The organism is Nostoc sp. UHCC 0251 (assembly GCF_034932245.1).
GTDB lineage: Bacteria > Cyanobacteriota > Cyanobacteriia > Cyanobacteriales > Nostocaceae > Nostoc.
The window spans coordinates 1-24178 of record NZ_JAYGHD010000027.1; the positions used below are offsets into that span (position 1 = coordinate 1).

Consider the following 24178-nt stretch of genomic DNA (forward strand, 5'->3'; position numbering starts at 1 on the left):
TATTTTCAACCGACTCTGCATTTATATTATGCAGCTTAAATGCCGATTAGCTTAGGAAAGCACCCAGAATTTGAAACCTGGCTAGAAGAAGGCAAAATACCTACTGAATTACTCAAAACACTTGTTAACTCCCTCAAAACTCAAGAGCGTTTTGCTGATCAATCTGGACGCTTTTACACCTCAGCGATCGCTTTAGTGGATTATGTATATAAATCCTGGTTCGCCTTACAAAAACGCAGAAAGTACCAAATAGAAGGGAAAGAGCGTTGGCTGAAAATGCTCAAAAGCGATCTAGAACTCGAACAAGAAAGTCAATGTAGCTTAAACGTAATTCGTACTAAAGCCAGCGAAATTCTTACCAAATTTGCTCCCCAGTCCGAGCAGAATAGCAACCAGAAAAAGGGCAAAAAGACTAAAAAATCTACAAAGTCCAAAAAATCTTCACTTTTCCAAATTCTCTTAAACACTTACGGAGAAACAGAAGACCCTCTTACTCGTTGCGCTCTCGCATATCTGCTCAAAAATAAGTGTAAAATCAGTGAACTCGACGAAGACCCAGAAGAATTTACTAGAAATAGACGCAAAAAGGAAATAGAAATTGAGCGATTAAAAGACCAACTTCAAAGCCGCATACCTAAAGGTAGAGATTTGACAGGGGAAGAGTGGTTAGAAACTTTAAAAATTGTTACAGCTAATGTAGCTCAAAATGAAAAAGAGGCAAAAGCTTGGCAAGCAGCACTTTTAAGAAAAACTGCTGATGTCCCCTTTCCCGTGGCTTACGAATCTAACGAAGATATGACATGGTTAAAAAATGACAAAGGTCGTCTCTTTGTTCGGTTCAATGGCTTGGGAAAACTGACCTTTGAGATTTACTGTGATAAGCGTCATTTGCATTACTTTCAACGCTTTTTAGAGGATCAAGAAATTAAAGGCAATAGTAAAAACCAACATTCAAGCAGTTTGTTCACTCTGCGTTCAGGGAGGCTTGCTTGGTTGCCAGGTGAAGAAAAAGGTGAAGTCTGGAAAGTAAATCAGCTAAATCTCTACTGCTCTTTAGATACTCGGATGTGGACTACTGAAGGAACTCAACAGGCGGTTGAAGAGAAAGTCACCAGAATTACCAACACTTTAACGAAGGTAAAACAGAAAGCTGACCTCAAAGATAAACAGCAAGCTTTTATCACTCGTCAGCAATCAACGCTAGATCGAATTAATAACCCTTTCCCTCGTCCCAGCAAGCCTAATTATCAAGGTCAACCCTCAATCCTAGTTGGCGTTAGTTTTGGTCTAAAAAAGCCAGTCACAGTAGCGGTGGTAGATGTTGTTAAAAATGAAGTTCTAGCTTATCGCAGCGTCAAACAACTACTTGGTGAAAACTACAATCTTCTCAATCGTCAGCGACAACAACAGCAACGCCTATCTCACGAACGGCACAAAGCTCAGAAACAGAATGCGCCAACCTCCTTTGGTGAATCAGAGTTAGGGCAATATGTAGATAGATTATTAGCAGATGCAATTATTGCGATCGCCAAAACCTATCAAGCAGACAGCATAGTTATGCCAAAACTCCGCGATATGCGTGAGCAAATCAGTAGCGAAATCCAATCCAGAGCAGAAAAGAAATGTCCTGGTTACAAGGAAGCTCAACAAAAATATGCCAAAGAATATCGTATGAGCATTCATCGCTGGAGTTACGGTCGATTAATTGAGAGTATTAAATCCCAAGCTGCAAAAGTCGGAATTTCTACTGAAATTGGTACACAGCCAATCAAAGGTAGTCCACAAGAAAAAGCGGGAAATTTAGCCGTCTTTGCTTACCAAGAACGTCAAGCCGCTTAAATTTAATTCACTAATCCGAACCTAGAAAATATAATATTTTTATAACAGCGCCGCAGTTCATGCTCTTTTGAGCCAATGTGCTGTGAAAAATCTGGGTTAGTTTGGCGGTTGTCAGACCGTCATGCTTTCTGACCCTGGTAGCTGCCCGCTTCTGATGCTGCTGTCGCAAGACAGGATAGGTGCGCTCCCAGCAATAAGAAGTAAGGCTTTTAGCCATAGTCGTTATTCATAACGGTGTGGATTACCACAGTGGTGGCTACTGAATCACCCCCTTCGTCGGGGGAACCCTCCAAATATTTTTTTGGCGTGTCAAAGCGGGGGCAAAATCCCTGGAGTCCCGCCAAAACTTTAAAACCCTTATCCTGTCTTGGCTTAAGAAACTAGTATGTCAATGCATTTAGTTTTTTAATTTTCAGTTCGAGACTTTTTAAGCAGACCTGCCAAATTATGTGTATGGAAAGCTTTTATAACAAGGGTTCTAGACGGGTAGAGTTTCAACAACCATCCCGGCTAGGGGTGGGTTGAAAGAAGAGCCTATTGCTGTGGTAAGTTCTGTAGGGAAAGGTTTCAACAACCATCCCGGCTAGGGGTGGGTTGAAAGTTCAAATAAAGGAGGAACTGATGGTTCATCTGAGTTTCAACAACCATCCCGGCTAGGGGTGGGTTGAAAGTGAGACTAGAAATGTCTACGCTCTTCACGATCCCAGGTTTCAACAACCATCCCGGCTAGGGGTGGGTTGAAAGTAGCAACGGTATGTCCAGCTACTTAATACTTTATTGATATTTCAACAACCATCCCGGCTAGGGGTGGGTTGAAAGATGAACCAGTATTTGCAAACCACAGGACAAGTGGGTTGTTTCAACAACCATCCAGTGTACGAATAAGTTACTAGTATTATTGAATTTTTATTTAAATTGCAAGCTTTTTGGGAGGGTTGAAAGGCGCACTTCGTTCGGGATTATCCTGAATGTTTGCAGATATATTGGAATTATGGTGAGCTTATAACTGAGCCTCCTACTCCACTCAAAGAAAGTCAGCTATATTTAAATCCATAGGAAAGCAGTTGATAAATAATTTGTCGCTCTATAAATTTTGACAAATAATGTGTCGCCACGGACAAATAATTTGTCGCTCTACAAAAATCGGGATGACTGGATTCGAACCAGCGGCCCCTTCGTCCCGAACGAAGTGCGCTACCAAGCTGCGCCACATCCCGCCATAAAGATGGCATTGTAAATCAAGAATATCACAACCTGTGCGAAATTACAGAATTACATCTATATAATATATGATGATCGCTTCACCCAAGGCTTTGCTTGCTACGATTAAATTTGTATAACTCTAGTGGTAAAAGCGGATTGTGACTGTAAAACCAGACTGGTTGCGGGTAAAAGCACCCCAGCGTGAGCGCATTGGTAACGTTAAAGATATTTTGCGGGATTTAGCTCTCAATACAGTTTGTGAGGAAGCATCCTGTCCAAATATTGGTGAATGCTTCAATGCCGGTACTGCCACGTTTTTGATTATGGGCCCGGCTTGTACACGCGCTTGTCCCTACTGCGATATTGATTTTGAGAAAAAACCCAAACCACTAGACCCCACGGAACCTGCACGACTAGCAGAAGCTGTTCGCCGCATGAAACTTAACCATGTTGTGATCACTTCTGTAAACCGAGATGATCTGGCAGATGGTGGCGCGTCTCAGTTTATAGCCTGTATTAATGCGGTTCGCTCTGTTTCACCCAACACTACAATTGAGGTACTAATTCCTGACTTGTGTGGTAATTGGAATGCTCTAGAGTTGATTCTACAAGCTGCGCCAGAGGTATTAAACCACAATACGGAAACTGTTCCACGCCTGTATCGCCGAGTGCGTCCCCAAGGAAACTACGATCGCACATTAGAATTATTACACCGAACTCGCCAACTTTCTCCTAGCACATACACCAAATCCGGTATCATGGTTGGACTCGGTGAAACTGATGTAGAAATTCGCCAAGTCATGCAAGACTTGCGAGATGTAGATTGCGACATTTTGACAATTGGGCAATACCTCCAACCTAGTCAAAAACACTTGCAAGTAAATGAATTTATCAACCCAGAACAATTTGCTGCTTGGAAGACATTCGGTGAAGAAATAGGATTTTTACAAGTTGTTTCTTCCCCTTTGACAAGAAGCTCATATCATGCTGAACAAGTCAGAGAATTAATGGAACGTTATCCCCGCAGCCAATTTTAGATTTTAAATTTTAGATTGCTAAGAGGATGGGGTGATTAGGTCATGGGGAGACTGTCGATTAATGAATAATCCAAAATCTGTAGCAATTCTGGGTGCGGGTGCTTGGGGTGCATCTCTAGCAAATCTCGCCGCAGCCAATGGTCATCAGGTGCGCGTGTGGTCGCGTCAAAGTTCCCAAATAGAAGCAGTTTTAAAAGATGTCCAAATAGTCGTATCTGCTATCTCAATGATTGGTGTAAGGGATGTTGCTTTCCAAGTCCAGTCTTTCCCCCTTTCTCCAGAAACAATTTTTGTGACGGCGACGAAAGGTTTAGACCCCCAAACCACCTGCACGCCGTCCCAAATTTGGCAAACAGTATTTCCTAACCATGCAGTGGTTGTCCTTTCTGGGCCTAATTTATCTAAAGAAATTCAACTAGAATTACCAGCAGCCACGGTGGTAGCCAGTAATATTCCCACGGCTGCGGAAGTAGTGCAGTTAGTATTTTCTTCTGGGCGTTTTCGGGTATATACCAATCCTGATCCCTTGGGCGTGGAACTGGGGGGAACGCTGAAAAATGTCATTGCGATCGCAGCTGGTGTATGCGATGGTTTACAACTGGGAACCAATGCCAAAGCTGCTTTAGTCACCCGTGGGCTTACAGAAATGGTTCGCGTTGGCAACAACTGGGGTGCGAAGACGGAAACATTTTATGGTTTATCGGGTCTTGGAGATTTATTAGCAACGTGCAATAGTCCCTTAAGTCGCAATTACCAAGTCGGCTACCAGCTAGCTGGTGGTAACTCACTTACAGAAACTCTCGCAAATTTGCAAGGAACCGCCGAAGGAGTGAACACTTGTCGGGTTTTAATGCAACGAGCCAAGCAACAAAACATTCCTGTTCCAATTACTGAGCAAGTTTATCGTTTACTTGAGGGTGAAGTTACACCCCGACAAGCCCTTGATGAACTGATGCTGCGAGATATCAAGCCAGAGTACAACTACTAGCGCCGCAAGGCGGAAGTCAAAAGGGCGGGGTAAAGGGGAAAGGGCAATGGGGAAAGGTTTTGATCCCTTCTGCTTTAACCTTTACCCAATCCTCATTCAGCATTTTTGGGTTGCCAGACCACTAGTAAGTAGTCTGTAAAGTTGAAATTGACGGCTTAAGACTAGGACGGAGCAATACTTCTGGCTTTGTGCATTTTTAATTCGGAATCGAGTTTTAGGAAAAGGTTACTGGGTTTGGGTTAAAGGTTTTTTCTTTCCCTTTTCCCCTTCCCCTTTTCCCTTTAACCGAGAAGTATTGTGGCACGGAGGAGGACGCATCTTTACGTCTTCTATCTCCGTATAGATAGAATTTTTGCAGTTAAGACTAATCACTTTCGTAATATCTATTAGTTCTACTTATACGTAAATAATCCTGAGAAAAAATTGGTAAATCGTCAGGATATTACTTTTGTAGCCATGTAAAGGTGACTATGCCAATTATAAAGATGACATTCACTGAAGGATGTTTATACTGTGTTACAAAAGTTACTATTTAAACCATCTAGGTTGAAATGTTAACTAAGTAGTTTAAATATTTAAAGCCCAGCTGCGGATTTGAATAGCTATTGGTTCAATCAAAAGTTTAGCAGCCGATTAAGTTCAGTAATGCTGTATCTAATGAAACCCTTACAGTTAATTTCTAAAAAAAATTGTAATGGAACCTTCAACTATGTTAGTTCATCGTAAATCACGGGAACAATAGCAACAGTTGAATAGCTGACCGTAATCTAAGCTGACCGAAATCTATTGTTACCTGGAGCCATTGAGACGATCTTTATGCCAGCAACATCTTTTTATGCAGATGCCCCCTACAATACCAAAAAGTCCCGCCAGGCTTTGGACTCGGATCTCACGGTTGACGAGAGTGAGTTATCGGTAGATGACCTACAGGAGCTAGAAATGGCTGCTGCTGACAATGCTAACTTTGCTGCTAACACTAACCGTCGTAGTACAGATTTAGTACGCCTATATCTTCAAGAAATTGGTCGGGTTCGCTTGTTAGGGCGGGATGAAGAGGTTTCAGAAGCTCAAAAAGTTCAGCGGTACTTGCGGATGCGGATAGTACTTGCTAACGCTGCAAAGCAAGGGGACGAAGTAATTTCGCCTTATCAGAGGTTAATTGAAGTTCAAGAACGTTTGACCTCAGAACTAGGACATCGCCCGTCTTTGGAAAGGTGGGCTGCCACTGCTGGCATAATGGTAGCGGATCTTAGACCGACTTTGGCAGATGGCAAACGTCGCTGGGCTGAAATTGCCAAGTTGACAGTAGAAGAGTTGGAGCAAATTCAGTCCCAAGGACTCCAAGCCAAAGAACACATGATTAAGGCAAATCTTCGCCTAGTTGTGTCTGTTGCTAAGAAGTATCAAAATCGTGGTTTGGAATTGTTGGATTTAGTCCAAGAAGGCACATTAGGTTTGGAGCGGGCTGTAGAAAAATTTGACCCAACTAAAGGTTATCGCTTCAGTACTTATGCTTACTGGTGGATTCGTCAGGGAATTACACGGGCGATCGCTACTTCTAGTCGCACGATCCGCCTACCGGTTCATATTACCGAAAAGTTAAACAAAATCAAAAAGGCTCAACGCAAAATTGCTCAAGAAAAAGGTCGCACCCCGACTCTAGAAGATTTAGCAACTGAGTTAGAGATGACACCTACTCAAGTACGAGAAGTTTTGTTGCGGGTTCCTCGCTCCGTTTCTTTGGAAACCAAGGTAGGCAAAGATAAAGACACTGAGTTAGGCGAATTACTCGAAACCGACAGTGTAACTCCAGAAGAAATGTTAATGCGAGAATCTTTACAAAGAGATTTGCATCATCTTCTGTCAGATTTGACGAGCCGGGAGCGCGATGTAATTTTGATGCGCTTTGGTTTGGCAGATGGTCATCCTTATTCTTTAGCAGAAATTGGCCGCGCTCTGGATTTATCACGGGAACGAGTCAGACAAATAGAATCCAAGGCTTTGCAAAAGCTACGCCAACCCAAGCGTCGCAACCTTATCCGCGATTATTTGGAGTCTCTAACTTAGTCATTTGTCATTAGTCATTTGTCATTAGAAAACTACAATTGACAAATGACTAGGGACATAGGGCTGATTTGATCCCCAGATCAAAAGCCTTTTAGAGGCTTATAGCAAATTATTAGCGTTTAATTGTACAAAAGTTTCACACACCTTTGCTCAGATATCTTGAAGGTGGGGATCAACTTGGCAATTCCAAATTAACTTATTCAAAATTCAAAGTCAAGGGATGCAATCGTTACAAGTATCTTAACTATTAGCTGTATGTAAATTAAATGCACTACAGCTAATTATTTGAATTTTGATCAAGATTTGATGAATTGTTCTTAAATATTTAACATATATTCTCAATAGGCAATGATTGTTGCAAATTGCTCCCAAGATTTGTTATATTCTCAATTAACGAGCTTTGTTGAGAAATATTAGTATGACTGTCTACACAACTACTTCACTCAAGGCAGAACTGAACGAACGAGGCTGGCGATTAACTCCCCAGCGCGAAACAATTTTACACATTTTTCAAGAACTTCCGCAAGGTGAACATCTGAGTGCGGAGGATCTTTATCATCGGCTAGAAACTGATGGTGAAGGGATCAGTCTGTCAACTATTTATCGGACTTTGAAGTTGATGGCAAGGATGGGAATTTTACGGGAACTAGAACTGGGCGAGGGACATAAGCATTATGAGATCAACCAGCCCTATCCTCATCATCACCATCACTTAATTTGTGTTAGATGTAACTCAACTATTGAGTTTAAAAATGACTCAATTTTAAAAATTGGCTCAAAAACCGCTCAAAAAGAAGGTTTTCACCTGCTTGATTGTCAAATGACTATCCATGCAGTGTGTCCCAAGTGCCAACGGGCATTAATGCCGCTTTAGCACTTGAGTAGATAAAAAACAAAACTACTCAAATTAACCAAATAAATGGAATTTTGAGCAGTTCGTAATTTGCTGTTACTGGAGGCAAGCAACCAGTTGGTAAGTGATACTAACAACACCAAAGCGGATGTTAAAAGCGTCCGCTCTTAAGATCCTTGAGGCTAATGCCGTAGAATTCCTGGGCTTGTTTAATCGCTTTTTTGGTGTCATCTGCCATCACACCGTTCAGCTTGCCTTTATAAAAACCCCGTTCCCGTAGTCGCGTTTGGATTTCCAGGGTATTAAATTCGCTTTTGCTAGCAGTATTAACTGAGCTATATAACTTAGCTCGCGTAGTTGGGCCAGCAACGCCACTTGCTGCCAAATAATTAGCTGCCTGGAATCTCTTTACAGCATCGGCAGTGTAGGGACCATAGTAGCCATTTGGCTCTCCCTCTAAATATCCTGCCTGGATCAATTGTTCTTGAATGATTCTAACTGGCTCACCGCGATCGCCTACACGGAGTTTATCTCGATTGACTACCTTTTTGGGAGCCTCTTCTCCACTACCGATGCCAACTCCCGGCAATTTACCTAATGTTGCTGGGCCAACAATGCCATCAACGCTTAATTTATAAGCATCTTGGAACCGCTTGACAGCTTCTTCGGTAATTGGGCCAAATACCCCCGTAGCGTTCCCGTAATAAAAGCCTGCGACTCTTAACCGTTCTTGTAAAGCCCTGACATTTTCACCTTCATCCCCCTTAGCAAGGTAGTTGGGATTACGGCGTTTGTTGGTGGCTGAACTAGTTGGACTAGTAGTGCTGGGCTTTTTGGCTTGTGTACTTACAGCAGTGGTTTTTTTAGCTTGTGTAGTCGTAGTACTGGGCTTTTTAGCTTGCCACCTTTCTAATTTTTGCAGGGTGCTTGCTCCAACAATGCCATCCACTGGTAAACCAGCGGCCTTTTGGAAGCGCCGCACAGCTGCTTCTGTGGATACGTCATATACTTGGGTGACTGGAGCTTGATGAAAACCTGCTGTTTTCAACTTTTGTTGTAGATTTCTGACAGAAGGACCTTGATCGCCTTTTTGCAATGCCATGACGCTGGTAACTGCGCCAAGAATGGACAAAGACAGAGCAAGGGGCAACATATACTTCCAAGCCCTACCAGAAAGCCGTTTCCAGTCTGGTGCAGCTGCTTTGTTAAACAAAGAACTGAGGGGTACCAATTCACTGGGTATGCTGTCTTCGTAGGCGAAAGCTAGGTGCAAATACGCAAGATTTTCCATATTTCTTTCCTACACCATTGATTTTTCTTCGATAACTGCTTCAGCTTGATGTACTAGGTTCCTCAAAGCTTCTAATGTTTCTATATTTACATCCTCCCACAAATTGCGCTTGTGTGCTTCTAATAATCTTTCAGCAATATCACGCAGAGCATAAGGATTCTTTTCCTGAATAAATTCTGACACAACTGGATCGATCAAGTAAGCTTCTACTATGCCTTGATACATATAATCTTCGACACATTTAGCTGTTGCATCATAGGCGAATAAAAAATCTACCGTCGCTGCCATTTCAAAAGCACCTTTGTATCCGTGGCGCATGACTCCTGCAATCCACTTAGGATTAACTACGCGAGAACGATACACTCGTGCAATTTCTTCTTTCAGTTGGCGAACGCGTGGTTGGGCGGGTATAGAATTATCACCAAAATAGGTTTGGGGATTTTTTCCCTGTAGAGAACGCACCGCTGCGGTTAAGCCACCCTGAAATTGGTAATAATCATCGGAATCAAGTAGGTCGTGTTCACGATTATCTTGATTATGTAAGACAATTTGCATTTGAGACAAGCGTTGCTCGAAGGCTTCGGTATTGGGGATTGGGGATTGGGGATTGGAGATTGGGGACTGGGGGTTAGGAAGAATTTCTGCCCCCCTGCTCCCCTGCCCCCCTGCTCCCCTGCCAAGTTTCCCGAAGAGTAGGCGTAAGAACTCCAGTTAATGTAGGCGCGGGCTAAATCTTCGTCATCTGTCCAGTTTTGCGATTCGATTAAACCTTGAAGTCCGGCACCGTAAGCACCTGGGCGAGAACCAAAGATGCGATACTGCGATCGCACCACGGCTTCTTCTACACTTAATCCTTGGCTTGTCCACAAATCAGTTTCTTGGCGAACTGCATCCGCTAGAGGATTTTGTTCTGGCGGTTCATTTAAGTCTGCTACTGCTGATACCGCTTGATCAAATAAGTCAATTAAGTTGGGGAAAGCATCGCGGAAGAATCCCGAAATCCGTAAGGTGACATCTACACGGGGCCGTCCCAAAATCGCTAAGGGCAAAATTTCAAAATCAACTACTCGCCGCGCTGCACCATCCCACACAGGTTGAACTCCGAGTAAAGCTAACGCCTCGGCAATATCATCGCCGCCTGTTCTCATGGTGGCTGTTCCCCACAATGATAAACCTAGTGTTTTGGGATACTCGCCATTTTCTTGAGTGTAATATTCCACGAGGGTTTCAGCAGCTTTTCTACCGATATCCCAAGCTGTCTCTGTGGGAATGGCGCGAATATCAACAGAATAAAAGTTTCTCCCGGTTGGTAGAACTTCTGGGCGGCCGCGTGTAGGTGCGCCAGATGGGGCACTGGGGACGTAACCGCCATCGAGTCCGTGTAATAAGTGGGTGATTTCTTGATCGGTTTTTTGTAAGGCGGGAAGGAGGCGATCGCGTATCCAGGTAGAGACGCGATGGATTGCGTTTTCCTCCTCAGCAAAGACGCGATGAATCGCGTCTCTACAAGAGTTTTGATTTATTAGTTGTTCTACTAGGAGGGCGGCGTGTTCTTCTAGGACTTCGACGATATCACCGAGGGTACGGCATTGTGTGCCATTGACTATTGAGTATTCGCCACTAGGCATTGACAAATCGGCTGTGAGGGGATCGAAGTCTAGTCCCCAATCTTGAGCGATCGCACGGGTAATACCTGAAGAATGGCGATTGGGTATGCGAGCGATCGCTACTATTAAATCTCGTAACTGCCTTCCTTGGGGACATTGCCCAAAAATGTGTAACCCGTCGCGGATTTGGGCTTCTTTCAGTTCACACAGATAGCCACCAATGGAATTCAAAATTAAGGATTCAGACTTAAAAATTTCTGTTTCATTTTGGATTCCTAAATCTAGATGGAGATTTTCTTTGATCACCAGTTCGTGGATGCGATCGCGAATTACTGGCAAACGCGAAGGATCTAAACTGTCCGCTTCATAATACTCATCAATTAAATTTTCCAACTGTTGCAAAGAACCGTAGAGTTCCGCACGAGTCATTGGCGGCGTGAGGTGATCTATAATCACAGCTTGAGCGCGACGTTTGGCTTGGGAACCTTCACCAGGGTCATTCACAATAAACGGGTACAGGTGTGGAAGTGCGCCAAAAGCTACTTCTGGATAACAATTACTCGATAAAGCCACACTTTTACCCGGTAGCCATTCTAGATTTCCGTGTTTCCCTACATGAACTACAGCATCAGCACCAAAACATTCTCTTACCCAATAGTAGAAAGCTAAATAAGCATGAGTTGGTTCTAAATCCGGCGCATGATAATTCAAACTGGGGTCATTATCATAACCTCTTGCTGGCTGAATTCCGACAAAGACGTTGCCGAGTTGAATTCCGGGAACGGGGATTGGGCATTGGGGATTGGGCATTGGGCATTGGTTATTACCTTCATCTCCCTTCTTCCCATGCCCCATGCCCCATGCCCCATGCCCTATTCCCCACCTTTCACTAATACCTTGTTGAACTGCTGGCGGTAATGAAGCGAAATATTCTTGATAGTCTTCCCAAGAAACACTTTGGTTTACCGGAAGCGATTCTCGACCTTCCGGATCATTTGTGACGCCATCTGTCAACCGCTGAATCAACTCGTCTCCTTGAGCAGGTGGATTTTCTACTTCATACCCAGCCAGATGTAAAGCTTGCAAGATTTCTACACAACTAGCTGGAGTGTCCAGTCCCACACCATTAGCAAGCCGTCCATTCCGGTTGGGGTAGTTTGCCAGAATTAGGGCAATTCGCCGTTCTTGGGGTGGTTTGGAACGCAGACGCGCCCAATTTGCTGCTAGTTTAGCAACGAACTCGATGCGATCGCTCACTGGTTCATAAATTACCACATCTGTCTCTAAATGGGGATTACGAGTTTGCACGGCTTTAAAAGATACAGCACGCGTAATAATCCGCCCATCTACTTCAGGTAGCGCCACATTCATGCCAATATCGCGGGGAGAAAGCCCTTGAAACTGTGACTCCCACTGCTCAATTGATCCGCCACTGAGGATCACCTGCAACACAGGCACATCTAATTTTTCCCACAGTTCAGTTTGGGGTGTTTCGCTTTCCAAGCGTGCTAGAGAAAAACTAGTGGTATTCAACAGCACAGCTATTGATTCAGCTTCTTTGGGTTGAAAAAATTCACTTAACTCAACCTGAACATCGGGTTCACGCAATGAGGAAACAAACACTGGCACAGGCTGTAAATTTTTCTGTACCAAAGCTTGGCATAAAGCATCAATTACCTTGGTATTTCCCGCTAAATAATGGGCGCGGTAGAAAAGGATGCCGATTTTGGGGAGTGGGGAGTGGGGAGTGGGGAGTGGAGATTGAGGAGAGATTGGCGATTGTAAACTTTGAGGTTCCGAGGTGGATGAACCCAGTTCTAACTCTCCCCTGCTCCCCTGCTCCCCTGCCTCCCCTACTCCCCCTACTCCCCCTGCCCCTACTCCCCACTCCCCACTCCCCACTCCCCATTCATACAATCCCACACGCGGAACTGAACGGGGTGGCGCAGGATTATATGCAGTTAACAGGCAAGTATCAGAGATAAATTGCAGAGCATTAACGAAATTTTCTACGCCGCCTTCGCTGAAATACTGCCATACCTGATTAACAATACTTACAGGCACGGTAGACTGAGAAATTAAGTCGGGATCAAAAGCGTCGTCCCCTGGCATTACAATGAGGGTTCTACCATTACGTTGTACAATTTCTTGCACTACTTCTAAGCCATAACTCCAGTATGAACGTCCTCCTAACAGGCGCAAAATAATTACTTGGGCAAGTTCCAAAACTTGCTCACCATAAGTATCTATGCTTAACTGTTGCTGTAACTGCAAGAGATTGGCGACTCTTAATGCAGGAAAGCTTGTAGGTAATTTTGTCACCGCAACTGCCAAAGTTTGAATGTCGGTATCAGCAGCCGTAATTAACACGAAAGGCGCTGGAGTTTGTTCTAGAAAAATTAAGCCCTCTGACTGATTCCATCCACCCGATATGCTACTTGTACGATGCATAATGCTGTATTACCGTCTTAAACTATATGGTTATTGCACAATCAAAACAAACTTTTTCCTTGCATTCAGCTCCCTCTTACCAGTAATGATTAAAAATGCTTAGTTCTCCTGATTTGAGCTTTTCTCGAACCTTGCCTATTGTTGTATTTAATCAGCTTGGGGAATTGTTGGAACAGATGGCTCAAACGGTGGGAAGTGCCGCTCTGATACTGACAGAAGCTGTGTTGATGCGGATTTGCATACCTGTAGAATGGCAAAGGCAAAGGTTTACGTTGGTGGTTTCTGAGCAGTTTAGTGCGCTTTTGGTAGGAGAGTTGGAGGAAGGAGAGCAAGGAATTTACTCAGCGCTGAATGCTAGTTTGACATTTAATTTGGAGGCGATCGCAACATTTGTCTACGAATTGAGAGACTTGTTTGAGTGCGATTCCTCTACTCACCAAAATCTCGAAGGCTATCGCCAAATTATTCGCCCCAATGATGCCACGCTCCAAAGTCAATTCTCGCTGTTGTTATTAGAATATCTCTTAACTCAGCCAAACCAAGAAATAATAACACTTCCAAGCTCAACTGCGCCGACAATTTATATCTGTCAGCCAGTGGAAGATGCTTTAAAAAAACAGATATCCCAAGAACGGCTGTTGAATCAGGTAACAACGCAGATCCGCAAAAGCCTAGATTTGTCGGTGATTATGGCAACAGCAATTACACAAGTGCGTGAGTTTCTGGAATTAGACAGATTAGTAATCTATAAATTTGAAGGTTCTAAAACCAAGGCTCAACAATACCAGTCTGACACTATTCCCTTCGGAACCGCCCTGGTAACAGGTATGGAACTGTCGGTTGGGGAACCTTCCGAAAACAATTTTTCTATACACGAGAAGAACGGTAAATACTCACCTTTTGTGTCAGTAAATAATCAACCATTAATAGAAGACGGCAAAAATTATGGAGGTTATATTGTCTATGAAGCCCGTGCTACAGATGCTATTACATCGGTATTGAATTACACGGAAAGAAATTGCTTTATCCGAACCTCTCAATGTTGGGAAAAGTATCGCCAAGGCTTTACCTTAGCTGTGGATGATGTCGAAAAAACTTATGCTCTAGAAGAGTGTTTGTTGCATTTTTTAAGGGAATGCCAAGTTCGGGCTAAGTTGGCTGCACCAATTATGTTTGAGGACAAACTGTGGGGATTGCTAATTGCTCATCAGTGCGATAATCCCCACCAGTGGAATGAGAGTGAAAAAAACTTGTTGACTGCGATCGCAGAACAATTAGCGATCGCAATTCACCAAGCTGAGTTAATGCAAACGCTCACCCAAGAAAAACAATCTCTCGAACAACGAGTTATTGAACACACAAGGGCCCTACGAGATGCCCTCCTCGCCGCCGAAGCTGCTAGCCGGATCAGAAGTGAATTTCTAGCTACTATCAGTCACGAATTGCTCACACCTTTAACTTATGTCATTGGGATGTCATCTACGTTGTTACATTGGCCTTTGGGTGAATTAAGTCAACGACAACGGGGTTATTTACAAACAATCCACGACAGTGGAGAACATTTATTAGAAATGATTAATGACATCCTCGATTTATCGCAAATCGAGGCTGGTAAGACAGCTTTAAATATTTCGGAATTTTCTTTAGTGAATGTTGCTGAAAATGCTGTAGAGTCACTGCGAAAAAAAGCAACAAGCGAACAAATTAATCTTAACCTTGATTTGCAAATCGATCCCAGGCGCGATCGCTTTACCGCCGATGCCGAACGAGTAGAACAAATTCTCTCGAATCTGTTAACTAATGCGATTAAATTTACCCCCGAAAGTGGCAGCGTAACCTTACGTCTTTGGGTGGAAGATGATACCGCTATTTTTCAAGTGGAAGACACTGGGATCGGCATTGCTGATGAACAATTACCATTACTGTTTGAGAAATTTCAACAACTCGATACACCCTATCGCCGCCGCTACGAAGGCACTGGACTAGGACTGGCTTTAACTAAACAACTCGTGGAACTCCATCGAGGACGAATTGAAGTAGAATCAACTGTAAGTATTGGTTCAATTTTTACGGTATGGATACCAACTCAGGGAATGAGAATGGTGAGTTAGGAGTTAAGCAAGAGACGCGATGAATCGCCGTCTTTACAATAATCGGTATTTTGTAGAGACGGCGATTTATCGCGTCTTTTTGATGATTTATGGAAGTCGGCGGGAAACTCTATCCCGCAAGTGGCGTGGAGTTTTTATTCAATTTGAAGCTAGGCTAATAAGCATTTTTTCAAAAATCTTCAGTACAGGCTCCTCTCCATTGTCTCTAGTAAAAATAGTATAATTTGGACTAGAATTGACTTCAATCAACCAATATTGGTTATCTCGATCTAAGACTATATCTAAACCAGCATAATCAAGGTCTAATTCGTCAAAAATTGGTTTAGCAAAATTGGCAATCTCTGACAATATCTGTGGATCATTGATATATTTGGCTTTTGCACCATCCCAATGTAAAGGACTTAGATTACCTAAAAATTTGGCATTATTTTTATCTTTTTCATAGAGTAAAACTAATTCTTTATTTAAGAAAACCGCTCTATATTCAGATTTAATGTGAATAAATTCTTGAGCGATCGCAACGTAATCATACTTTTTTTCATTTATATTAAAAATCTCTTTTAAAGCATTTTCAATTTCATCTTGATTCTGACATAAAAACACATTGTGTCCACCAGAGCCAGAATTCCTTTTAACAATAATAGGTGTTTCAAATTTATCTTTTATTTCTAATATAATATCTTTCAAGCTTGGGAATTTTAAATAAATCTTATACTGAAGATCACAAAAAGGGGAAAGAAAACCTACTGTCCGAGGAAGTTTAATTTTTTGCTTTAAAATATGGTAAGTGTATTCTTTATCTTTGATGATTTGTGCTACTGCTTGATTAATTAACGGAGTACTATAATTACAAAAATAATGCAGTTTACTATTCAGTTTGATTTTGATTAAGTTTTGAGTAGGATGAATAATTTCGTAGTTGATGTTTAAGTTTTCACAAGCTTGAAGCAATAGCGAAACGTTGTCTAACATAAATACTTAAAGTTAAACGTCAGAATTACGAATTACGAATTACGAATTACGAATTATTTTAACTTGCTGTTTGCCGTTTAAAAATAACCATTTCAGTACCAACAACTGGGTTACGCGCTATCAGCCTATCTTGGGAATCCATAATTTCTAAATGGGTAAAATCAAGTTCTTGAGAGCGTTGTAATATCTCCGCAGCTAGTTTGTCCTGCTGAGATTCTTGGAGAGTGTACCAATCATCACTAATTTTGACAGTCAAGTTACTCGTGCGGAAGTTGGCTTGAATTGACTTTATCAGACCAGAGGCAATGCGATCGCTAATTTCAGCTACCTGATTTTCAATAGCTGCAATCAAGGCTTGTTCTGGTGTTAATTCTATGGTTGGTGTCGGGGTTGGCGTTGGCGTGGGAATTGGTTCTGGTTCCGGTGGTGGCGGAGTTTGTACTTCTGGCGGTGGTGTAATTTCCTCTGGTGGCTGTGGCGGCTGCGGTTCTGGTGCAACTAACTCCGGTGGAGTAGTTATGGTTGGTGTCGGTGTAGGAACCTCTTCAATCGGTGGGATTGTTGCTACTTCAGTAGGTTTACTAGTAAAGACAGTTGCAGTGGTCCAAACGAGAATTACAGCAATTCCAGTAACAATTCCCGTCAAAGCTGTATCTGATAACTTTGTTGACAAATTTGATGGTAAAAACAAGCGGATTGTCCTTAACAGCCCGCCCCATCGCAACTGAAGTTGCTGGAAAAAACTAGGTGTTTCCTCAGTACCAGGTGGGGGTGCTGTCTCCAGTTTTTCCACCGTTGTTTCTAAAACCCCAATTGTCCCTCGGAGAAGTTGGATAATTTTAGCCTTCCAAATTGGCTGAACTCTCTGGTAAGGTTTTTGGGGAGGTTGAGTTACCTGCTCATCCGTCGGTTTTGACTGATTGTCTTGTGACATGGAACTTTCACCAAAAGCAGCGAATCAAAGACAAACAACGTACATTATTACTGGTGCTGCCTTCTTTTGCCTTAATGTATCACTACATTGCACATTGCTTCAGCTAAACTGACTATTTATTAAATTTGGTGAGTTATGAACCTAAAACGCCGTCAATTTTTATTTTTAAGTAGTGTCAGCGCCATTGGTGCAGGATTTTTCGGCTGGACGTTTCATCAAAATCATCAAACTGCTGATATTACCGATTTAACAACAGCTATAGCCGCCAACCCAGCTAAAAAAGACTTGTTATTACGTTTTGTATCTGTGGCTGATACAGGGACTGGCGCTAAAGGACAGTATGCCGTGGCTGGGGCAATGAATTTTTATCACAGGCAAAATCCTTATGATTTAGTTGTTTTAGCTGGAGATAACATTTACAACAACGGCGAAATCGAAAAAATTAATGCAGTTTTTGAGCGTCCCTATCAATTTTTACTCAAGCAAGGTGTGAAATTTCAGGCTTGTTTAGGTAATCACGATATTCGTACTGAAAATGGTGAGCCACAAGTCAAGTATGCTGGCTTTAATATGAAGGGAAAGCGTTACTATACATTTAAACGTAATCAAGTACAATTTTTTGCTTTAGATACTAACAGTAATGCTGATTGGAAAAACCAGTTACCTTGGTTAGAAAAAGAATTAAGTCTTAGTAAAGCTCCTTGGAAAGTTGTATTTGGCCATCATCCAATTTATTCATCTGGTCACTACGGAGTAAATCAAAATTTTATTAAAACCTTCACTCCTCTGTTTCAAAAATACGGCGTTCAACTCTACATCAATGGCCACGACCATAGTTATGAACGCACTCGTGCTATTAATGGAACGACTTATCTAGTTACTGGTGCTGGTGCAGGTATTCGTCCTGTAGGGCGTTCGGAATGGACAGAGCATTCTGCCGAGAAGCTGAGTTTTGCGGCGTATGAGGTGTATCCAGATAGAATAGAAGTAAGTGCGATCGGTACTAATAATCGCGTTTTTGATAAAGGTATTATTCAATTAAAATCAGCTTAGTTAGATGACTCAGCAAGAACTTCCTTCTGCACTCAACAATATTTTAGAATCGTACCAAGCATCAGATGCTATATAAAATACTTTTACAAAAAGCAAATATACCAAGCGATTAGAAATTACGGCTACACAAACGAACGCGAGTGCGTCTCTAAGAGTTGTCTGCCTACGCGGACTCGAAGAACTTGAAACCCACCTCCGTGGGTTTTGTTTGTATAGCCGCGTACTCCTACAAAGAAGAAAGCTACGCGTCAGCGTGCCGGAGGCTCTATTCCATTCGCCAGGGCAGAGGTGTTTTTACCTAGTTGCAATTCATCTCCCGTTAGTCTTTCCTCCGTAAGACTGTAACGCGAATCCTCTTACTCCATTAAGATATATTGAAGTTCACAGGAGCAGTAAGCATCTTCTGAATATGGGTTTAGATTTGGAAAAAACCCTTTGTTCTTAACATCGGGTTATAAGTATATGTTTTCTGAAGTTAAAAAATCTCTTGTGTTAGCCGTACCTTTAGCAGCAGCACAATTGGCTCAATCTGCAACTGGTTTTGTGGATACGGTAATGATGGGCTGGTTGGGAAGTCAGACTATTGCATCTGGAGGTTTGGGAGTTGTTCTCTTTAGTTTTTGTCTGTTGATCGTTAGTGGTATTCTTTCTGCTGTCAGTCCGTTAGCTGCCCAAGCATACGGGACTGGCAATAGAGAAAAAGTTGGTGCAATTGTCCGGCTTGGACTAGGGATATCTCTGGTACTAGGAATACCAACTGCATTGCTGATTTACAATGGAAGTACTTTACTACTTCTACTAGGGCAGGATGCTAAAACAGTAGCACTAACAGAGGTTTATTTAAGAGCGATCGCACTCGGTTTTATTCCTGCTTTAGGCTTTGCAGTACTTAAAAGCTTTCTTGCTGCTCTATTTCAACCGAAATTAGTGATGGTAACTGTGGTTTTGGGTACTCTGCTCAACTTCACAGCTAACTATGTGCTGATGTTTGGCAAACTGGGATTCCCTGCACTGGGTTTAGCTGGTATCGGTTGGGCAAGCACATTCTCACTTTGGAGTATGTTTGTTGCTTTGATAGTTTATATATGTAATCAGCCTCGCTTTGCAGTTTACGGTATTTTTCGACCTTTATCTAAAAAAGCTTTTTCCCTAGAGCATCGCCGGATCATTGGTGAGATTTTTCAGGTTGGATTGCCCATTGGGGGGCTGATTGCAGTCGAAGGGGGACTGTTCACCGTTGTTACTTTCATAATAGGACAATTAGGAACAAACGCTCTTGCTGCCCATCAAATTGCTTTACAAACAATTTCGATATCATTCCAGATGGCAGTAGGCATTTCTCTAGCGACAACAGTACGTGTTGGGCAGTTAGTTGGACAAAATGAACTGCTTGCTGCTCGTCTGGCTGGATATGTAGGTATTGCTATTGCAGTTCTATCTATGGGTATAGTAGGCATGACATTTTGGTTAGTACCAAAGTCAATTATTTCTCTTTATATTGACATTAACGATCCAAACAATGCAGATGTGGTTGTCCTCGCAGTCAAATTGCTGGGAGTGGCAGCGATTTTTCAAATATTTGACGGTGTGCAAGTTACTGCGGGGGCAGCATTACGCGGACTCAAAGACACTCGAATTCCGATGTTGATTGGTATTTTTGCTTATTGGTGCGTTGGTTTATTGACTGGTTATACTTTTGGAATCTCATCGGGGTATGGAGCTATTGGTCTTTGGTGGGGACTAGCTATTGGTTTGGCGATCGCTGCAATAATAATGACTTGGCGGTTTAGCAACAAAACAACTAACCACGGGTAATGGATAGCCTAAAAAAAGAGAGGTCAGAATATTAAGTTGCACATCGCGTTAACATTATTTTAATTCTCACCAAAGACTATATGATTCTTGAGGCTGTAATGCTTCATGTTAAAGCCGGTTTAGAATCTGATTTTGAAGCTGCTTTCAAAGAAGCTTCTAAAATTATTTCCTCAATGGATGGATATTTATCCCATGAATTGCATAGATGTATAGAAGTCGAAAGAAAATATTTATTACTTGTAAAATGGCAAACTTTAGAATCTCATACTGTCGGATTTAGAAATTCTGCTGAGTATCAAGAGTGGAAAAAACTTCTGCATCATTTTTATGAGCCTTTTCCTACTGTTGAACACTTTGAAGAAATTGAAATATGAAAAACAAGATCCCTAACTTTTCAAAAAAGTTGGGGATCTGTGGCTTTGTTTTCAAATTTTTTGCAACTGTGCTACTCTTGGGTCAACAATTTTTTGTCCCAAACTGGCAAATTTAATTGCTACAGACATTTTATTACCTGTTCCGAAGACATGAGTGATTTCACCAAGACCAAAAGTTTTGTGTAATACTCTGTCGCCTACTTGCCAATTCTGGGTTGCGTCTTGTTTTTCACTAGAAGTAGAGGCACTTTTGGTATAACTTTGACGACTCGCGCGTTTGGTAGATAATAATTCTTCTGGTAATTCGTCGAGGAATTGCGATCGCATCGCAGGTTCACGAGAACCATACAAACGGCGTTCCCGTGCATGTGATAAATACAACCTTTCTTGGGCACGAGTAATCCCCACATAACACAAGCGCCGTTCTTCTTCCAAAGATGCGGGATCGCTTAGGGAACGGTAGCCGGGAAATAGCCCTTGTTCTAATCCCACCAAAAATACTACGGGAAATTCCAAACCTTTGGAAGCGTGCAAAGTCATCAAAGAAACGGCTGTCTGTCCTTCTTTTAAGTTATCTAAATCGGAACTAAGAGCGGCACTACTCAGAAAGTCTCGCAGGGAAATTTCTTCATTTTCTTCTTGAAATTGCAGGGCGGCGTTGTAAAGTTCCTGAACGTTTTGTACCCGATCTGTGGCTTCATCTGTGCCTTGATTCATCAAGTCTTGAACGTAACCAGAATCTTCTAATATTCCTTGCAAAACCTCAGTTACCGGAAGCGTAGCGACTTGTCCTTGCCAACGGCTAATCATTGCGGCAAAGTTATTGACAGCTTTTGTTGCCCGTCCAGCTAATGTATTAACTGATGTCTCATCGCTGAGTATTTCCCACAAAGTTGTCCCTAATTGCTGAGATGCGTTCATCAAAGCGTCAATAGTGGTTTTGCCAATTCCCCGCCGGGGAGTATTGATAACTCGCAATAAACTGACTGTATCGGCTGGGTTATTTATCGCTCTTAAATAAGCGACGACATCTTTAATTTCTTTGCGATCGTAAAACCTCATTCCCCCCACAACTGTGTAAGGAATTTGATATTTCACCAACAATTCTTCAAAGGGACGAGATTGGGCATTTGTCCGATAAAGTATGGCAAAACTACCCCAGTTTAACTCTGGATTCTGCTGTTCTAAAGTGCTAATTTGATTAATTACAAATGCCGCTTCTGCAAGTTCTTCATCGGCTTTGTGACAAGTAATCTGCTCACCCGTTCCCCGCGTCGCTTTCAGGACTTTATCAATCCGTTGGGTGTTATTTTCAATTAATTCATTAGCTGCTTGCAGAATGTTTTCACAAGAACGATAGTTTTCTTCTAGCTTAACCATCGTCCGGGTGTCATCATCTACCAAACCATCACCAAAGTCTTCCTGAAATCCCAGCAAGATGGTGAAATCTGCCATCCGAAAGCTGTAAATTGATTGATCTGCATCACCGACAACAAAAACTGAGCGATTTTCCCATTGCCATTCGCTCTTTTTGGTTTCGCCATTAGTAACTAATAAATTAATAAGTTGATACTGAGTACGGTTAGTATCCTGATATTCATCTACGAGAATATGACGAAATTTGCGATGCCAGTAACCTAATACTTGCTCGTTTTGTTGAAATAATCTCGTAGGTACAAGAATAAGATCGTCAAAGTCGAGAGCGTTGTTTTGTGCTAACTTATCTTGATATAAATTGTAAACTTGGGCAATCACCCTTCCGCGATAATTGGGTTGATCTTGCTCAAATTCTTGGGGTGATAAACCTTGGTTTTTCGCGTTACTAATAGCGTAGCGGACAGAGCGGGCGTCAAACTTCTTATCGTCTAAATTTAGCTCTTTATTAACGAGTTCTTTGATTAGACTGATTACATCTGATTCATCAAAGATAGAGAAATTGCGATTCCACTTGCGTCCTTTTTCGTCTACGTATTTTTCAATATCAAAGCGGAGAATGCGAGAAAATAGACTGTGGAAAGTGCCACACCACAAATCTTTGATCGTGTTTTTGTAAACTTGCGATCGCAATTGGGTTTGTTGGTATTCTGTCAACAAATCCAATCGCTGGCCGTGTTGTTTCATTGCCAGTTGTTCAGCAAACAGCCGTTGAATCCGTTCTTTCATTTCCCGCGCGGCTTTATTGGTAAAAGTAACCGCCAGGATATTTTCTGGATCAACGCGGTGTTTCAGAATTAGATTAGCAATGCGATAAGTCAGCGCTCGTGTTTTACCGGAACCTGCGCCAGCAACAACTAGCAACGGGCCGCAGTAATGTTCGACGGCTTGACGTTGGCTAGGGTTAAGGTGACTGAGAAAGTCGATGGTTGTTGTCATGGATGTGAAAAAGCGATTGCCTGGCGTCACATCAATAGAGAGTTGCTATTGCCCAGGTTACAATATCTTAACGAAACTTGGTTAATAAAGATTGGCAATATTCTTAACCAGAATGCTATTCATAAGCTAAAACCTTACGAGCTTCGCCATCAAAAGTATCAAGCATTCGATCGCGCCAGCTAAAAATGGGATCATCTCCTACAAGTAAGGGAAATGGGCTAACGCTACGTGCCCATTGAAAAGAGCCAAACACCACATAATCTGCCCAAGCTGGTGCTTGTCCAGCTAGGAAGCCTTGGTGCTGGAGAGTTCGACGCAGTGGGGTTAGGCTATTACGAAAGGTGAAAACTCGTTGTTCCCGGTCGGCAGAAATTACCTCCAATGTTGCACTAAAAGCCTTTTCGCGTGTTTGGCGGAAGTAGTCTTTGTCCTTTTCGTGGAGGTGCGAATAAATATCTGTGATAATCAATCGCACGATTTCAGGATTGAGTACTGCTTCCACCCAATCAGTAGTAAATCTGGATAACGACTTTCCAACTTCTCCACCAAATAGTGATGGGTACTTAGGGTAATTCTCCTCCAGATACTGAGCGATCGCCCAGGAATCGTAAACAACTTGCTCGCGATCAACTATTACTGGCACTTTACCCTGTCCTGAGAAGGCAATAGTTTCCTTTTCAGTAAAACGCCAAGGTACAGTTTCAAAGGGCAATCCTTTATGGAGTAGAGCCAGGCGCACGCGCCAACAGTTAGGACTAAAACGGCGATTGTCTTCAGCCCCTGCCAAATCGTACAGCCTAATCTTTGTTGATTGCATGATTGATTGTATTCCTGAAAATTTGATGCTGTCTTGACGATTAAGCCTAGATTACTGCTAATCGAGCGCAATTTGAGCGAGCATTATCTTTACAGGATTTACGCCAAAAATTTTCAAACCTATATAATTTGTGTCAAGGCAATTTATAAATTGCCCCTACAATACGTTAATTTTTTCTACGCTACATAGGTTGATCGTCAGTTCTTCTTACACGTTTCGTCGTAAGATCAGCGACGGGGAATCTAACATCAAAAAATGCTGGGCAAGCTCTAACTTTTTCTGCGATTGACCCTGTTTAATACCTAACTAATAAGTATTGTCACCAATAGGACTATTCACTCCTTGAGTATCCAATTGACATTGGGTAGCAATACACGATACATCATGATTCAA

Annotated in this window: 16 protein-coding genes, 1 tRNA gene and 1 CRISPR repeat array; of the genes, 9 read left to right on the top strand and 8 right to left on the bottom strand. The window is 42.3% G+C overall.

All coding sequences use genetic code 11. From position 1 onward, the window contains the following. The first annotated feature begins 39 nt into the window (after positions 1-39). Positions 40-1839 (top strand): type V CRISPR-associated protein Cas12k, encoded by a 1800-nt coding sequence (gene cas12k / locus VB740_RS05705; protein ID WP_323199085.1) that lies wholly within the window; start codon positions 40-42, stop codon positions 1837-1839. Positions 1840-2330: 491 nt separating this feature from the next. Further along, positions 2331-2659: direct repeats of the CRISPR family, unit length 38 nt; unit sequence GTTTCAACAACCATCCCGGCTAGGGGTGGGTTGAAAGT. A gap of 323 nt (positions 2660-2982) precedes the next feature. Here cas12k and VB740_RS05710 read toward each other — a convergent pair. Further along, positions 2983-3056, bottom strand: a tRNA-Pro gene (locus VB740_RS05710). Between the two features lie 144 nt (positions 3057-3200). Here VB740_RS05710 and lipA point away from each other — a divergent pair. The 4 genes from lipA (at position 3201) to VB740_RS05730 (ending at position 8008) form a co-directional block, all read left to right on the top strand. Further along, positions 3201-4079, top strand: coding sequence for a lipoyl synthase (lipA, locus tag VB740_RS05715; protein ID WP_323199086.1), 879 nt, complete (start codon positions 3201-3203; stop codon positions 4077-4079). Between the two features lie 61 nt (positions 4080-4140). Continuing rightward, the gene (locus VB740_RS05720; RefSeq protein ID WP_323199087.1) at positions 4141-5067 is read left to right on the top strand and encodes an NAD(P)H-dependent glycerol-3-phosphate dehydrogenase; all 927 of its coding nucleotides are present in this window, start codon (positions 4141-4143) and stop codon (positions 5065-5067) included. An 816-nt stretch (positions 5068-5883) separates the two neighbouring features. Continuing rightward, positions 5884-7134 carry an RNA polymerase sigma factor SigC gene (sigC, locus tag VB740_RS05725; protein ID WP_323199088.1) on the top strand — a complete coding sequence of 417 codons (1251 nt, stop codon included), beginning with the start codon at positions 5884-5886 and terminating at the stop codon, positions 7132-7134. 418 nt (positions 7135-7552) lie between these two features. After that, positions 7553-8008, top strand: a complete 456-nt coding sequence (locus VB740_RS05730; protein ID WP_012407750.1) for a Fur family transcriptional regulator — start codon at positions 7553-7555, stop codon at positions 8006-8008. Positions 8009-8138: 130 nt separating this feature from the next. On the opposite strand, the gene VB740_RS05735 is transcribed toward VB740_RS05730, so the two are convergent. From VB740_RS05735 to cobN, 3 genes are read right to left on the bottom strand one after another with little or no spacing between them, the layout of a single operon-like run. Continuing rightward, entirely contained in the window at positions 8139-9278 is a 1140-nt protein-coding gene (locus tag VB740_RS05735) for a peptidoglycan-binding protein (RefSeq protein WP_323199089.1), read from the bottom strand. Between the two features lie 9 nt (positions 9279-9287). After that, on the bottom strand, positions 9288-9833 hold the full coding sequence (locus VB740_RS36740; RefSeq protein ID WP_416289282.1) for a cobaltochelatase subunit CobN: 546 nt from the start codon (positions 9831-9833) through the stop codon (positions 9288-9290). Continuing rightward, on the bottom strand, positions 9749-13336 hold the full coding sequence (gene cobN / locus VB740_RS05740; protein ID WP_416289284.1) for a cobaltochelatase subunit CobN: 3588 nt from the start codon (positions 13334-13336) through the stop codon (positions 9749-9751). The genes VB740_RS36740 and cobN overlap by 85 nt, the downstream gene beginning before the upstream one ends. A 95-nt stretch (positions 13337-13431) precedes the next feature. Here cobN and VB740_RS05745 point away from each other — a divergent pair, with 95 nt between their 5' ends. Next, entirely contained in the window at positions 13432-15447 is a 2016-nt protein-coding gene (locus VB740_RS05745; protein WP_323199090.1) for a GAF domain-containing sensor histidine kinase, read from the top strand. A 138-nt stretch (positions 15448-15585) separates the two neighbouring features. Here VB740_RS05745 and VB740_RS05750 read toward each other — a convergent pair whose 3' ends face one another. Together VB740_RS05750 and VB740_RS05755 are read right to left on the bottom strand one after the other, a co-directional pair. Then, entirely contained in the window at positions 15586-16419 is an 834-nt protein-coding gene (locus VB740_RS05750) for an ATP-grasp domain-containing protein (RefSeq protein ID WP_323199091.1), read from the bottom strand. Between the two features lie 58 nt (positions 16420-16477). Beyond that, positions 16478-17353, bottom strand: a complete 876-nt coding sequence (locus VB740_RS05755) for a hypothetical protein (protein WP_323199092.1) — start codon at positions 17351-17353, stop codon at positions 16478-16480. Between the two features lie 135 nt (positions 17354-17488). Between VB740_RS05755 and VB740_RS05760 the strand changes: the two genes are divergently transcribed. The 3 genes from VB740_RS05760 (at position 17489) to VB740_RS05770 (ending at position 20595) form a co-directional block, all read left to right on the top strand. Next, entirely contained in the window at positions 17489-18406 is a 918-nt protein-coding gene (locus VB740_RS05760) for a metallophosphoesterase family protein (RefSeq protein ID WP_323199093.1), read from the top strand. A gap of 462 nt (positions 18407-18868) precedes the next feature. After that, complete coding sequence (locus VB740_RS05765) at positions 18869-20221, top strand: MATE family efflux transporter (RefSeq protein WP_323199094.1); 1353 nt, start codon at positions 18869-18871, stop codon at positions 20219-20221. Positions 20222-20301: 80 nt separating this feature from the next. Then, positions 20302-20595 (top strand): antibiotic biosynthesis monooxygenase, encoded by a 294-nt coding sequence (locus tag VB740_RS05770; protein ID WP_323199095.1) that lies wholly within the window; start codon positions 20302-20304, stop codon positions 20593-20595. Between the two features lie 51 nt (positions 20596-20646). Here the strand turns inward: VB740_RS05770 and pcrA are convergent, their stop codons facing one another. Then, positions 20647-22968 carry a DNA helicase PcrA gene (pcrA, locus tag VB740_RS05775; RefSeq protein WP_323199096.1) on the bottom strand — a complete coding sequence of 774 codons (2322 nt, stop codon included), beginning with the start codon at positions 22966-22968 and terminating at the stop codon, positions 20647-20649. A 115-nt stretch (positions 22969-23083) separates the two neighbouring features. Then, a complete protein-coding gene (locus VB740_RS05780) occupies positions 23084-23785 on the bottom strand; it encodes a glutathione S-transferase family protein (RefSeq protein WP_323199097.1) in 702 nt (233 codons plus the stop codon). Between the last annotated feature and the right edge of the window lie 393 nt (positions 23786-24178).

Coding starts and splice junctions, on each gene's coding strand:
- cas12k (WP_323199085.1), top strand. CDS start 40: ATGCCGATTAGCTTAGGAAAGCACCCAGAATTTGAAACCTGGCTAGAA.
- VB740_RS05720 (WP_323199087.1), top strand. CDS start 4,141: ATGAATAATCCAAAATCTGTAGCAATTCTGGGTGCGGGTGCTTGGGGT.
- sigC (WP_323199088.1), top strand. CDS start 5,884: ATGCCAGCAACATCTTTTTATGCAGATGCCCCCTACAATACCAAAAAG.
- VB740_RS05730 (WP_012407750.1), top strand. CDS start 7,553: ATGACTGTCTACACAACTACTTCACTCAAGGCAGAACTGAACGAACGA.
- VB740_RS05735 (WP_323199089.1), bottom strand. CDS start 9,278: ATGGAAAATCTTGCGTATTTGCACCTAGCTTTCGCCTACGAAGACAGC.
- VB740_RS36740 (WP_416289282.1), bottom strand. CDS start 9,833: ATGCAAATTGTCTTACATAATCAAGATAATCGTGAACACGACCTACTT.
- cobN (WP_416289284.1), bottom strand. CDS start 13,336: ATGCATCGTACAAGTAGCATATCGGGTGGATGGAATCAGTCAGAGGGC.
- VB740_RS05745 (WP_323199090.1), top strand. CDS start 13,432: ATGCTTAGTTCTCCTGATTTGAGCTTTTCTCGAACCTTGCCTATTGTT.
- VB740_RS05750 (WP_323199091.1), bottom strand. CDS start 16,419: ATGTTAGACAACGTTTCGCTATTGCTTCAAGCTTGTGAAAACTTAAAC.
- VB740_RS05755 (WP_323199092.1), bottom strand. CDS start 17,353: ATGTCACAAGACAATCAGTCAAAACCGACGGATGAGCAGGTAACTCAA.
- VB740_RS05760 (WP_323199093.1), top strand. CDS start 17,489: ATGAACCTAAAACGCCGTCAATTTTTATTTTTAAGTAGTGTCAGCGCC.
- VB740_RS05765 (WP_323199094.1), top strand. CDS start 18,869: ATGTTTTCTGAAGTTAAAAAATCTCTTGTGTTAGCCGTACCTTTAGCA.
- VB740_RS05770 (WP_323199095.1), top strand. CDS start 20,302: ATGATTCTTGAGGCTGTAATGCTTCATGTTAAAGCCGGTTTAGAATCT.
- pcrA (WP_323199096.1), bottom strand. CDS start 22,968: ATGACAACAACCATCGACTTTCTCAGTCACCTTAACCCTAGCCAACGT.
- VB740_RS05780 (WP_323199097.1), bottom strand. CDS start 23,785: ATGCAATCAACAAAGATTAGGCTGTACGATTTGGCAGGGGCTGAAGAC.